We start from the raw sequence: 12,297 nt of genomic DNA, 5'->3' as shown, positions 1-12,297 counted from the left end.
CACAAATAAAGGAAATTAAGTTCTTTGGAGTGACAAATTATTATTTGCGCCGTCACCTCGAGTGGAGTTCCGAACACTTTCGCATGCGCGTCAAGCTAAGGGAAGCGACTCAGGCGCTGTAAGCGCCGCGTGTTTATAGTATTCATGATCATCTACGCAACGCATCGGCTCCGTCAGAGCCTGTCCCGCCTAGCGGGATGCCGCGTAAACAGCCCGAGCAAATACCATTGCGATTGCTATAAACACAACGCTCCTAACGGAGCGAAAATGGCTCAAATGCTGGTGTAGTTGCAGTTTCAGCAGATTGAATGTCGCGCTTAGCTTGACGCACATGCGAACACTTTCGGGACGGAACCGAGAGGTCTCTGACTTTTGCAGAGAATCCTCCGCTCGTTTTGCTTTAGGGACAAAACTTCGGTCAGATCCGATAACTATCGGATGACGCTCCTTATATAGATTCATTTTCAACAACTTGCAGCGCTTGTCATTAACAGCTTGACGAAGCCTATTCACCCTTCGTCAGGCTCAGGATGACAGTGTTTTTTATGTCCAATTGGTATAAGAGCGTAGCTCCGTTAGCCGCGGCGTAAACATGAGGCTCCGATGGAGCCCAAATCTTCTACACCCAATACGCACTATAAACGCGCTGCTCCTGACGGAGCAACACAACTAATTTAACGACATTGGACGGCAGGAACTACACCTTCACAAAACTTCGGCACACTTATCTCACACAATAGAAATTTTTAATGGTGTGCCGGGTTGAATCTTTAGCTTTTCAGAGAACCGTATATCTACAAAAGCACCGCGGGTTTGCACCGTTACAGCCACCGGGCTATCACCAAGTATTACGCTTACTTTTCCTATTTCTTTAGCCGTGCTCCGCTCAACGCTGACCTGACGAAGCGACAACTTTCCATATTTCACCGTTAGTGCAGCGTCCAGTTTATTCCCTTTTAATTGTTGCGCGTAACTCCCCCAGCCCTCTGCTGCCGTAAAAGGCGCTTTAAAATTTTCTCTGTTCAGTTTTGGAGCAAAACGAATATATCCTTTGGGGCCATGGTATTCAAATCCACAGGCAGCAATAAAGGTTCCATAGCTGGCCAGGGCCCGCCCGTAATGATCACTACATTCAATCTCATTAAAAGGATTACGCTTGAAGGCATGGTAGCGATCATGTATCGCTTTGGTTATAGTCAATGCTTCATCGGTCATTCCCTCGGCCATCATATGACTGGCTACCTGGTGCTCAAAACCCGTCATACATTCATTAAAATAACCTATTTGCCAGGCGGCGCCGTCACCAAAAGGTTTGGGTTCATTCTTCGGGTTGGTGTTCATTACCAATCCCGACTCCCCATACAACGCATAGGGTCTGCCATCCGTATGGGTTTCAGCATATATGCCCATGTCTTTAATAAAATTATATTTCCATAAAGCTTTTAATGCCGAAAGGGTTTGCTGTTGATCTATAACGCGGCCCAGTCCTACCTGGAAAGCCCAGCTTTGTCCCAATACCTGGTCGATATGACAGGTATTGTAAGACCCCAATCCTTTCCTTCCTTTTACCGGATCGGGGCGATGAATAAAATATTCTCCATTAAATAATTGGTCGCTCATATGCCTGCTTCCCTTCTGTACATAATCTTTACAAACCGCGGCAAAAGCAGTATCATTCATCTCTTCCGCCATTGCCTGCCCCGCTTTTACCGCTGCAATGCAAAGGCCCACCAGCCAGGCTATTTCCCCGTCCCAGATGGCGTCCAGCGTATTTTCAAGCGGCGTATCCTCCATGCCATCTTTGTTCCGGTCCTGGTTGATAATAAATTGTGTAGCCCGTTTTATCTTATCCCAGTTCCTTTTCAAAAAGCCATCATCAGCGCTCATCTGGTGCTCGCGATAGCAGCCCAGCACCCGCCCCGCCTGCCCGTCGATGGCCGGGCGTTTTTCATATTCTCCGCGAAACCAGATGCCGCCGTTTTCCTGTAAAGAGAGGCCCAGGTCTACCCGCTCCCGGTTATCCCGTTCCATGGCCGGAAAAATCCTTCCCGTTCCCTGCGCATAGTGCCAGACATGCGTACAATTCCCATGACAGGCGCCCACGCCTTCCCAGGCCCAGTAACGCCCCGATTTAAAGCGGTGCGAGGTGGTGGAGGCAAGGTTACCGATATTTACGAAGGTGCGGTCTAAAAACCAATAGGGCAACGTTGCATCATACCAGGTATCCCTCCAAAGCAACGTCGTACCTGACAGCTCTTTAAAATTTGCCGCCACATAACTGGCCACTTCTTTGGCGTTCTTAAATTGGTTGTCATAATATTGCCCGCGGTCTTTTTCGGGCAATACTTTACCGTCACCGATCATCAGGTTGGGCGTATGCCAGCTTATAATATACGATACAGTGGCTGATTCATTCGCCGCTGCGGTTACCGTAGTTATCACGCTCCCCGTCAGTGTTTGCTGTGCGGCCTTCACCGCCTGATCCACCTTTGTTGTTGAAGTAAACAACCGGGCATTATCTATAGCTTCAATATCCGCGATAGCTACAGCATCCCTGTCCAGGGCGGCAAGGCAAAGCGTGCCATAGTCAAAGCTTTTGTCTGCCTGCTGATTACCAAACGCCGTTTTTTCCAAGGTACTGTACACGCCTGTTATTTGTTCTTCTTTAAAGGTGGTATTTTTTCGCCCCAGCCGGTTGACCGCCGCCGTGTGTAGGGCCGCTTTATTTTCTAACCAGCCCGCAAGCGTGGCTTTAACGGGATGCTTCCCGGCATTTTTGATGGTTATCGTAAAAACCGATACCGGCAAGCCCGAACGATCGGTATCCAGCGGGATAAAGGGGCTATACGCCTGTAGCACCGCCTGCACGGGAATATCCTTACTGCTGTACGTGATGGTAGCTACCGGATAAGTAGCTTCAAAACGCACTTCGTCCCAATCTTCTTCCCTCAATTGGCGGGTTTGTTCTTTGCCCTCATATTCCAGCTTTAGAGCAAAACCCTGATCCAGCGGGCGCAGCTCCTTTGCTTTCGGAGGGGCAATATAACTACCTCCATCCCGCGAGCGAACTTTTCGCAGTTCGCCCTGCACGGAAGTCTTCCAGGGAATATCCACGGGGTTAATCCCTTCCTGGTTCAAATTGAATACATCCCACAGCCAAAGCCGGCCATCGCCGCTCAGGTACATACCGCCGGCATTGATGCCGCCTACCGGCATACCGATATATTGTAATTCGTTTTTTGATTTGAGATAAACAGTTGCCGCGCCCCTTTCATATAAGGCCCGTACCGGCAGTGCTTTTTTACCGGCTGATGAAGAACCGGCCAATACAGGCAGTTGCGCCGCCAGGGTTAATCCGGCACCGGCCAAGCCCCCTTTCCGGATAAATGCGCGGCGGGAGATCTTTTTATTTCTTTGTTTCATTTATGACCCCTTAACATTGGTATTATTTGCTAAAAATACTTTATAAATTGGATCCTTTTGAAATGAATTCAACTTATCTGTTATCCTTTATTATAGATTCGGCTTCAGTACATGGTTCAGCATCGTTGCGTCGCACTCTTCAGCCTTGGCAAGGTTACTGATCTTTTTGTTTCGGAGAAAGCAAGAACACCTATTCTACAGAAAACGTCACATACGGATTTGCCGCCACAACTGATTTATCCAACAACAACGTTTCTCCGCCACCTGAAAAATAAAGATGCCCATAATAAGGCTTCCCGTTTTTTATAAGACGGATGGCAACGGCCGCTGATTGTTTATCCTTTAAGGGCCCCTGCCAATAGGAAACGTTGCCCTCAATTTGTTCCAGCAAAACAACCCCGCCTTCGGTCCATTTAAAACCAGTGCTTTCCATTGAGGGAGGGATTGCAGTTTTCTCCCACAACAATGGCGTCCTGCTTGTATCACAACCCACCCTGCTCAACTTCACCGTGGTAACTTTAAATTGTTTACGCGGCAAGCCGTCCTGTACCACAAGCACCACCACCAACCTGAAATCCGCTTCGCCATTAGCATCTATATCTACAGTAAAGGGCGTATCATACACTACAGGGCGGTTCCAGGCAATTTTACTGGTAGCAGGGGTTTCTGCCGCGGGCTTGCTGCAACCGGAAATAACGCCCGTTAAAAGGGGCAACCCTACTGCATAAATAAGCAATTGCTTCATACTACTGATTGTTGGGTTTTATAATAATAGTTGCCCCCGGCCTGTGCGAGCAGTTTGCCAAAGGCATGATCCGTCAGGCGGTTGAATTGCCGGAACACTTTTTTCATGGCTATTTTTAATTGTATATTTTCCAGCACCAGCTTCCGGTAAAGTGCCGGGTTGTTTGAATAAACATCTGCCCGCACTGCAAAAAACAGGCAACCGAAACAAAGTGCTGCAAGGAACTTTTTCATTTTTTATTTTTATTAAATTGTGGAATACTGATTGCCGATTTTATTGCGCAAATACTTTTGCTTTAAATTTTCCCTGAATGGTAGTTTTATCGGTCATTCTGGGGCCATAGCCGGCATTTACAACAGAAAACGTTCCCGCTACCCTGTTGCCGGAAAACTGGGTAATGGTTACGTTATTTTTCTGGCAGGATGCCAGTAGCAGGGTGCAAACGGCAACTGTTAATAAACTCCATCCTGAATAAGTGCTCTTTCTTTTCATGTTCTTCAACTATTTTTTTAAAATGAATATGTTTTGGTCTTATGATAGTAAGGCATCGTACAAGCATACATTACCTTTACCGCATCAGAGGCTGCCCCGAGCCTATAAAATCGGAGAAAATGCCGGAGCATCAGGAGAATCGCGCAACTAGTCTTTACTTTTTAATTGTTTCCAGTGCTTTGGTATAAAACTGTTTTTCTTTTTCCGGCGTTTTGTCAATAATAGCCTTCAGTGCCATTTTGTGGGCTGCGGCCAGGGCGGTTTCCGCCGGCACCGCTACATCGGGCTGAACACCGGTTCCTTCCCAATTGGTTTTAGTTATAGGATTTATAGCCCTGCCCTCTGGCATGTAAACAAAGAAGCCGTCACCCAGGTCCATTACTACACCATCATTTGCCCCGCCACCGGTGGTAGCACCCACCACCGTTCCTCGTTTTTGGGTCTGCAGGTCGTAAGCCAGCTCTTCACCCGCCGAAAATGTGGCACTCGAAGTAAGGAGGTATATCGGTTTATTCAGATATCGGCTTCCCTTTACCGGAATCGTCCAGTACGCATCCGTTTTATTTTTATTACGGTAATACAGATCGTTCAGATGTACCGGTACCGTATCAAAAAAATAACTGGCCAGGTACTGCACCATTTCGGGCTCCCCGCCCTGGTTACCGCGCAGGTCCAGGATCAGCGCATCGGTATTGGCAAGAAACAACATTGCTCCGGTACAGGTTTCCCCTACTTTGTTAACCGGGCCAAAGCCATCTATCTTAAAATAGCCCACATTACCTTCCAGTATATCCAGTTTGGGAAATCCAAGGTTCATGCGCTGCATGTGCCGCATAAATGCAGCCTCCTGCGCCGCTGCCGCCGCCGGATCCATGGGCGCAGCCGCAGCTTTTTCTTTCGAATACCAAAGGTTCAGGTGTTTGTCGTGCGCCACTCCACGCAACTCATTCGTAAGCAATGCCGCCAGTTGTTGCGGGTTGCCGACGTTCTTATAGCTTCCGGTTTTTTGAAGTTTACGAAGGTGCTGCCCCGCTGCCTGCGCAACATCCGCAAATATATAATTGTCGTACAGTTTTTTTGTCAGGCTGTCAACAACCCTGTCTTTGTCCCTGCCGGCCAACCCGGCCCCCTGGCCAAACGAAATTAGGGTCGAAAAAAACCACGCTATTAAAAAAATAAAAGGTTTCATAAGCAAATAGTGATCGGAATGTGAACAATGATTAATATTATGATGATACGTTTTTGATGATCTGGTCAAGCGTTTTTTGAAGCCGGCTGATGTCACCGGCAGCGATGCCTTTTAACGCTTTCTTCCGGTTGGCCTGTATATAAGGTTTTAAATTTTCCATCGTTTTCTTTCCTTCGGGGGTAAGCTTCAATTCAAAACGTCTTCTGTCTGCAGGATGAAAGTGCCTGGACAATAAATTATTCGTTACGAGCAATTCTATGATACGCGTAATAGAAGCCACATCCTTAAACACCCGCGCGGCAATCTCCTGCTGGCTGATGCTATTGTCTTCTTCAATCGCTTTCAATACCAGCCATTGGTCGATAGTAATCGTAAATCCCGCAGCTTTTAACTGTTTTTGAGCAAATTGGCGATAACTTTTTATTGCCTTATCAAGGCTATAGAAAACAATATTATTCAGTACTTCCACACAAAAATTTGATTTATCTATAATTGATATGTCAAATATATGAATATAATTGATATATCAATTATATTATCATGGTTTTAACAAAATTTTCCGACACCTGGCCTCGTTCCTCTTATAGGGACCTACAGTAATAATGTTCTTTTATCACTTTCCCCGTTCCACATCCTTGCACCAATACACTTTGATTGTTTTGTAACCTTTGGGTTACTCATTTACTCTAACAATATAAAGACCTGCAGAAACAGCGGCATTATAGCAATGCCGGTCTTATCGGCGCAGGGATGGTGCCGCCGGGCTTACTAACAGCCTGCATCACAAAAAGGAGCCTACTAAAATTTAAACAATAAAAAATGAAAACAATAACAACCCTAAAATGGCTATCAGCGGCGCTGATGAGCGCATTATTATTACCCCTGAGCAGTTTTGCGCAAAATGCGCCGAAGCTCACCGACCCGGAAATAGCGTCAGTAGCGGTAACTGCCAACCAGATTGATGTAAACTACGCAACCATTGCACAACGAAAATCCAAGGATGCCGCCGTTCTCAATTTTGCCAAAACCATGAAGACAGATCACCTTGGGGTAATTGCCATGGCCACCAAGCTGGTACAAAAGTTACACGTTACGCCCAGGACCAATGCGGTTACAAAATCCTTGCTGGAAGGTGAAAAGAAGACCAAAGCTACCTTAAACAGCAAGGCTGGCAAGGCTTTTAACAAGGCGTATATTGATAATGAAGTAGTCTATCATGAAGCGGTAATAAACGCGGTGGAAAACGTCTTAATTCCACAGGCACAAAATGCAGAACTCAAGGCTTTACTTACCAATATACTGCCAGCATTAAGAACACACCTGGAGCATGCCAAAATGGTTCAAAAAGAATTAAAATGATCTCCATGCTGAAGAAGGTTTTATCATATGTATGGGCAGTTGTTCTGCTGTTTGCCATTGTTCCCGGTTGTAATTCCAACCCGGATAAGATGCAGGACCATGGCGCCGACAGTGCTTCAAAATCAGAAACAATAAATACGGCATCCCCTGTTAAGCAGGCACCGGTAGTGGTAATTGAACAGATGAAATTTGTGCCTGATAACATTACGGTTAAGAAGGGCGATACCATTACATTTATTAATAAGGATATAGTGCCTCATGATATTACAGAGGCAACCGAAGGCTGGAAATCCGGGAAATTGGATCCCGGGAGCTCCTGGCGTTTTGCGCCGCAAAAGGATGAGAATTATTTTTGCAGCATTCATGTGGTTATGAAGGGACGGATAAAAGTGCAATAGACCGGGTGGGCAGTGGCGGTGAATGCTGCAAATCACGGGCGCCATTCGATTATAAAGGCGGAACTGCCGGTTATAGTTCCGCCTTTTTTGTTGTTCCTGATTTGTCGCTCCACAATTATATTCACAAAGGATTTTTTTTCTGAAAAGTCCTTTATTTAACAGCCTCCAGGTATTTTTGTAAATGCTTCTCCCATAATTGATCCGCTTTTTCCTGTGCCGCAGTGAGGGTCGGAAAGATCCCTTCAGCGCTGGATCCGGGAGTATTTAATTGTAAATAGAAGGCAAGGTTGAACCGGTCTCCTTCAGGGGTAATAACAAATACGGTATCAAGCGCTGAACAATTCCAATAGGCATTATCGATATGTTCCCATTCAAGGGGCTTAACAGTATAGGTGGCCATTTGTATATTTTTTATTAAAAATAATTCATTCCGGCACCTTACCGGTCCGCCTTCAGCGGCCCGCCAACAACCTGCATTCCATGCTCAGCAAACACTTTGGCAATCTCTGCTTTCGAGGGCGGAGTAATCCATTGATCCGTGGCAGCAAAGAAAGCTTCCATTTTTCCCGCAGGCATATAAGATACGAGGGTCCTGGCTTTCTCCGTAAGCTGTACAAATGCATGAGGAATATTCCGGGGCAGGAAAATAGTATCGCCCGTCTTCAAATAAAATTTTTCATCGCCGCACTGAAATAGATATTCACCTTCAGTCACAAAAAACCATTCATCCTGGTCGATATGTATATGCAGGGGCGGTCCGCCATCACGGGTTTGGCCCGTTTGTTCAAAAACGGCAAGGTCATTGTCTGTATCTTTTCCTGAAATTTTGATATCAAGTGTGTTAAGGGTTACCCCCTTCATTTTATAGTGCGTGCCAAACCGGGCCGCACCCGCGTTTACTTTAAACGGGTTGCCGGTACGCATACGAACTGTTGCTTTGCGCTTTGCAAATGACAGTAAGGGTATTGATGCGAATATACCTGCTATAAATTTCCCCCGTTTCATACTTACTGCAATTAGTTCCCTAAATATAAGAAATATTCAGGGTCAAAAGAAGCAGGAGAAATAGCATTTTTTCTTTTATTTATTTTTTTTGTAAATAAACAAAGCTTAATTCGCACCGGTAACAAAATGGCGGTCCGTCCGGCCAGATCATCGGTCAAACGATTAGCGCCGGTGGTGCCGCGTGTTTATAGAAAATTTGGTTTTATACTAAACCTGTTGGCAGACTGGTTACAGCCGCAGATCATTTGGCGTGCCATAGGTACACCCCATAAAAATAATCTTAATGCCGATTTATTATTAGCCGGTATGGCGCCGCGTAAAAAAGATTGCGGGATGCCTGACGTTCAAAATGAAAACGGAGCGCAAAAATGCATTCGCTTTTGCCACGGCGCCCTGCTCCCAGTAAAAATATTATGCACTCCGCGTGTGGGTTTATGGGCCGTTCCTTTTATAAATTCAGACTACCGCCCAATCCGCTATGGGTGAAATTAAACCCGGAATTCATGCTTACGGTATACCCTGCTTCATCACCTGCGCTGACCGCCCCGGCATTCAGCCCCGCGCTTATCCCCGTTTTCATTCCCACATCACAAGGCTGCCCATCGCCGTTAAACGTTATAAAAATACTTTGATCGGCGCTTATGCCCGCATTCACATTGCCGGCACCTATCTGGGTTGATACGCCTGCGCCAACCGACAGGGTTGATTGCCCGTTTGAAAAATCTTTTTTATAGCCCAGTTTGATGCCTTCCCCGCCGCTGATGCTGAAGGACGTACAATCGAGGCTGAGCTTACCCACCAGGAAAGCGATATTTACAGACAGCGGACAATCCGGTTTTTGCTTCAGATCAAATGCATCCGGTGGCAGCCGTTTGCCGTCAGCAAAAGACAATTCGCACAAGCCGCCGTCGATATAGGGAGTAGTAGCAGACATATACTTAAGCTCACTAATAAAATCATCAATGGCATTGTAAATTTCTACATTTACGGTTGCGGGAAAGGTAGACATCTGCTGCGCCCAATAAACACGGTCATTAAAATAATCAAGCACCAGGCGGCGGTATTTCTTTTTAAATTCGATATGCAATTGCCCCGCTTCGTACTGTGTTTTATCGGCAAGCTTCTTGCTATCCCCGCAATATTTTTTACGAAGCCGCTCCAGCTCTGCTTCATCGTTCCTGCCGCCTTCTCCATCAGATACCAATTTTGATTTTGCCGCATTGAATTGATCATCCAGCATTTTTTTTGCGGCGTTAAAACCTGCAATCAACTGGTCATAATTTTTTTTATACTCCTTAATGATAAGATCCTTACTGCTTCGATAATTATAACCCAGTTTCATCTGCATCTTCATGGCTATTAACTGGAAAGGGGCGATCGCAATTTTTACAGGATGCACTTTGTCCATTGCGTCCACCAGCGCATCTCCCAACGCGTTTCGCTCCTTATCCAGTTCTTCCTCTGCCTGCCGCCGCATTGCCACATATTCATCAGATAGCTTTACCAGTCCTTCCCGGAAGGCATCGTGTATTTTCCCCATTGAGTCCTGCTGCAGTACCTCCATACATTCCCCCGGCACTTCAATATGCCATTGATCAAAATATTTCGGCGCTTTATAATGGAATTGCATCAGTTTGGGCAGATCATAATCCGGTTTCAGTTTCGATAACTGCTCGTCTGCATTTTGATTGTACGCGCCTTTCAGGGAATTTTCAAAACTGGAAACCGCATGCTTTGTATCCCCTTCCGCTTCGTACAAACAGCCCAGTGCATTATTGGCTTCGGGGTTATGGGGCGCATAATGAACACTGCTTAAGAACATTTGGCGGGCTTTCTTTTTTTCGCCCAACTGCAGCCAGGCCTCCCCCAGGTTATTGTACAGGGAAGTGTTTAGCGAATCAACCTGTAGCGCATATTGCAGCAGCGGGATCGCTTTTTCCGGGTACCCGCTGAGGTTCAGCATGGCGCTGAGATTATTGATCGCGTTGGCATCGGCCGATAGGGCCACTGCTTTTGCGGACAACAGCAGCCCCGCTTGGGGATTGCCGTTATACCAGGCTGCAACGGAAGCTGCATTCAGGTTCCCACTGTTGCCCTGTGCCTGCCCTATGATCCCGTCTGCCTGATCCCGGTCTTCAGTTTTGACAGCCGCTTTAAGCTTTCCGTTAAGCGTCTGTACGTACTGCAGCATCTGTGCTTTGGTAAAGGGTTTGGCCGGCAACGCCGCCAGGCGCTTCAGATCCGGCGCCGGCAATCCGGTCATTTTTTCATCGCGCTGCGCGGCTGCCTGCATTTCCTCCGGGTGCTTATCCATCCAGTTTTCTGCATTTTTCGTGGTTTTGCTGTTCATCATTTTAAGGAACTTCGCTTTCATTGCAGGATCCATGTCCGGGTCGTTTTCAATTTCTTTCTTTTGTTGCTCCAGCAATTTATGAACGCTGCCGGGTTGCTGCGCCTGTATGGCCGTATGCAATAGCAGCAGAAAAATACAAGCCTTAAAAAATTTATTCCTTACCATAGCAAACAAGATTCTAACGGTTTATTTTCACTTACTGCATACTCAGTTTCAGCGCATGATAATCCAGGCCTTTAAAAATATCCAGGGCGGCCTGCTGCACATAATCCGGATCTTTTTCAAATCCTGCCGTGGGCCAGGCGTAGTAGACCAGGATCATCCGGGCCGCGGGTGCCCCGGTATAATAGTCCGGGTTGATCTTATTGAGCAAAATCCCCTCTTTGCGCCCCGCCGGCAACAGTTGTTCCAGCCCTCCAAATTCATCGCTTTTCCAGTTCTTGTCCAGTCGCGCGGGAGCTGCCGCCTCAGGGGGTTGCAGGTTCTTCAGGTATTCCTGGTACCGGTTCAGTTTTTCCTGTCCCTTTTTTACCCGGTCCTGAAACTGGCGTTCCTGTTGCTCCTGTGTTTTTGCCCCTGCAGCCAACGCAGTCCGTACATCAGCCGTAAGATAGGATGGCGGATGCGCAAGCGTTTGTTGTGTTTCTTTCTGATTATTTTCCAGCTCCCGGATACTTTTTTCATCATCAGTGATATAGAATTTCTCCCGGGCGATAAGAAACTGTACATATTCACGCCGGGTCAGCGGGATCAGCAAAGGCTTTTTGCCGGCGCAAACAAAACGAACCGGTGTGCCGTCACGCCTGATCTCCAGGTAATCACCGGTGGAATCGGTTATAAGCGGTGCTTCAAAGAACAAAGGGACCTTAGCTTTATCACAATCCTGCCAGAAATTGCCGAACTGGTTAAAAAAGTCAAATCCATTTATGTTAAAATAAAGGTCGGCACCGTCCATCGATTCTTTTATTCCGGTATACCGGGGATCATGGGTCAGGTTGCGCAAATAACAAAACACATTCAGCGAAGGCGCCCGCTCTTTCATACCCTGGTCTGCCGCACTGACATTTACATGCGTATTGTATCCTGTAGGGGCATTAACCTGCGGCAAACGGCAGATAATATCCATTACCGCATTAGCTGTGCGTGCCAGCGAGGCGACTTTTGTTGCCGGCAACGCCTTAAAATTGCTGATAAATTGCCGGACATTATCGCTCCGTTTCAATATACCCCATGCATCAGGTACGTTTTCAATTTTTCCCTGTGCACGGGCGGGCGTACAAAACAGCAGCACACAGGCGGCCATCCATAGATTCCTGTAACAAGCTTTCATCGA

Annotated in this window: 12 protein-coding genes; 2 read left to right on the top strand and 10 right to left on the bottom strand. The window is 46.8% G+C overall.

Annotated elements, in window-relative coordinates:
* Positions 1 to 729: 729 nt before the first annotated feature.
* The 6 genes from NIASO_RS02190 to NIASO_RS02165 all read right to left on the bottom strand — a co-directional run bounded on the left by NIASO_RS02190 (position 730) and on the right by NIASO_RS02165 (position 6,318).
* On the bottom strand, positions 730 to 3,423 hold the full coding sequence (locus NIASO_RS02190) for a GH116 family glycosyl-hydrolase (RefSeq protein WP_008583881.1): 2,694 nt from the start codon (positions 3,421 to 3,423) through the stop codon (positions 730 to 732).
* Positions 3,424 to 3,613: 190 nt separating this feature from the next.
* On the bottom strand, positions 3,614 to 4,168 hold the full coding sequence (locus NIASO_RS02185) for a hypothetical protein (RefSeq protein ID WP_008583883.1): 555 nt from the start codon (positions 4,166 to 4,168) through the stop codon (positions 3,614 to 3,616).
* On the bottom strand, positions 4,165 to 4,401 hold the full coding sequence (locus tag NIASO_RS02180; RefSeq protein ID WP_008583884.1) for a hypothetical protein: 237 nt from the start codon (positions 4,399 to 4,401) through the stop codon (positions 4,165 to 4,167). Before NIASO_RS02180 ends, NIASO_RS02185 begins: the two co-directional genes overlap by 4 nt.
* A 40-nt stretch (positions 4,402 to 4,441) precedes the next feature.
* Positions 4,442 to 4,660: a hypothetical protein gene (locus NIASO_RS02175; RefSeq protein WP_008583886.1), complete on the bottom strand. Its 219-nt coding sequence runs from the start codon at positions 4,658 to 4,660 to the stop codon at positions 4,442 to 4,444.
* Positions 4,661 to 4,814: 154 nt separating this feature from the next.
* Entirely contained in the window at positions 4,815 to 5,849 is a 1,035-nt protein-coding gene (locus tag NIASO_RS02170) for a S41 family peptidase (protein WP_008583888.1), read from the bottom strand.
* A 37-nt stretch (positions 5,850 to 5,886) separates the two neighbouring features.
* Positions 5,887 to 6,318 (bottom strand): MarR family winged helix-turn-helix transcriptional regulator, encoded by a 432-nt coding sequence (locus NIASO_RS02165; protein ID WP_008583890.1) that lies wholly within the window; start codon positions 6,316 to 6,318, stop codon positions 5,887 to 5,889.
* 350 nt (positions 6,319 to 6,668) lie between these two features.
* Here NIASO_RS02165 and NIASO_RS02160 point away from each other — a divergent pair, with 350 nt between their 5' ends.
* Positions 6,669 to 7,208, top strand: a complete 540-nt coding sequence (locus NIASO_RS02160) for a DUF4142 domain-containing protein (protein ID WP_008583891.1) — start codon at positions 6,669 to 6,671, stop codon at positions 7,206 to 7,208.
* Between the two features lie 5 nt (positions 7,209 to 7,213).
* Positions 7,214 to 7,606: a plastocyanin/azurin family copper-binding protein gene (locus NIASO_RS19560; protein WP_008583893.1), complete on the top strand. Its 393-nt coding sequence runs from the start codon at positions 7,214 to 7,216 to the stop codon at positions 7,604 to 7,606.
* 151 nt (positions 7,607 to 7,757) lie between these two features.
* Here NIASO_RS19560 and NIASO_RS02150 read toward each other — a convergent pair whose 3' ends face one another.
* The 4 genes from NIASO_RS02150 to NIASO_RS02130 all read right to left on the bottom strand — a co-directional run bounded on the left by NIASO_RS02150 (position 7,758) and on the right by NIASO_RS02130 (position 12,294).
* Entirely contained in the window at positions 7,758 to 8,006 is a 249-nt protein-coding gene (locus NIASO_RS02150; protein ID WP_008583896.1) for a hypothetical protein, read from the bottom strand.
* A 38-nt stretch (positions 8,007 to 8,044) separates the two neighbouring features.
* Positions 8,045 to 8,611 (bottom strand): cupin domain-containing protein, encoded by a 567-nt coding sequence (locus NIASO_RS02145; RefSeq protein WP_008583897.1) that lies wholly within the window; start codon positions 8,609 to 8,611, stop codon positions 8,045 to 8,047.
* Between the two features lie 448 nt (positions 8,612 to 9,059).
* Positions 9,060 to 11,129, bottom strand: a complete 2,070-nt coding sequence (locus tag NIASO_RS02135; protein WP_008583900.1) for a tetratricopeptide repeat protein — start codon at positions 11,127 to 11,129, stop codon at positions 9,060 to 9,062.
* A gap of 31 nt (positions 11,130 to 11,160) precedes the next feature.
* On the bottom strand, positions 11,161 to 12,294 hold the full coding sequence (locus tag NIASO_RS02130; protein WP_008583902.1) for a hypothetical protein: 1,134 nt from the start codon (positions 12,292 to 12,294) through the stop codon (positions 11,161 to 11,163).
* Positions 12,295 to 12,297 lie beyond the last annotated feature (3 nt).

Origin of the sequence: Niabella soli DSM 19437 (assembly GCF_000243115.2) — a bacterium.
In the GTDB taxonomy this organism is placed as follows: domain Bacteria; phylum Bacteroidota; class Bacteroidia; order Chitinophagales; family Chitinophagaceae; genus Niabella; species Niabella soli.
The sequence above is the reverse complement of the archived record's forward strand: the minus strand, read 5'-3'. Positions and strand labels throughout refer to the sequence as shown.

Excerpts from the sequence above, each read along its gene's own strand:
- NIASO_RS02190 (WP_008583881.1), bottom strand. The coding sequence starts at position 3,423 with ATGAAACAAAGAAATAAAAAGATCTCCCGCCGCGCATTTATCCGGAAA.
- NIASO_RS02185 (WP_008583883.1), bottom strand. The coding sequence starts at position 4,168 with ATGAAGCAATTGCTTATTTATGCAGTAGGGTTGCCCCTTTTAACGGGC.
- NIASO_RS02180 (WP_008583884.1), bottom strand. The coding sequence starts at position 4,401 with ATGAAAAAGTTCCTTGCAGCACTTTGTTTCGGTTGCCTGTTTTTTGCA.
- NIASO_RS02175 (WP_008583886.1), bottom strand. The coding sequence starts at position 4,660 with ATGAAAAGAAAGAGCACTTATTCAGGATGGAGTTTATTAACAGTTGCC.
- NIASO_RS02170 (WP_008583888.1), bottom strand. The coding sequence starts at position 5,849 with ATGAAACCTTTTATTTTTTTAATAGCGTGGTTTTTTTCGACCCTAATT.
- NIASO_RS02160 (WP_008583891.1), top strand. The coding sequence starts at position 6,669 with ATGAAAACAATAACAACCCTAAAATGGCTATCAGCGGCGCTGATGAGC.
- NIASO_RS19560 (WP_008583893.1), top strand. The coding sequence starts at position 7,214 with ATGCTGAAGAAGGTTTTATCATATGTATGGGCAGTTGTTCTGCTGTTT.
- NIASO_RS02150 (WP_008583896.1), bottom strand. The coding sequence starts at position 8,006 with ATGGCCACCTATACTGTTAAGCCCCTTGAATGGGAACATATCGATAAT.
- NIASO_RS02145 (WP_008583897.1), bottom strand. The coding sequence starts at position 8,611 with ATGAAACGGGGGAAATTTATAGCAGGTATATTCGCATCAATACCCTTA.
- NIASO_RS02135 (WP_008583900.1), bottom strand. The coding sequence starts at position 11,129 with ATGGTAAGGAATAAATTTTTTAAGGCTTGTATTTTTCTGCTGCTATTG.
- NIASO_RS02130 (WP_008583902.1), bottom strand. The coding sequence starts at position 12,294 with ATGAAAGCTTGTTACAGGAATCTATGGATGGCCGCCTGTGTGCTGCTG.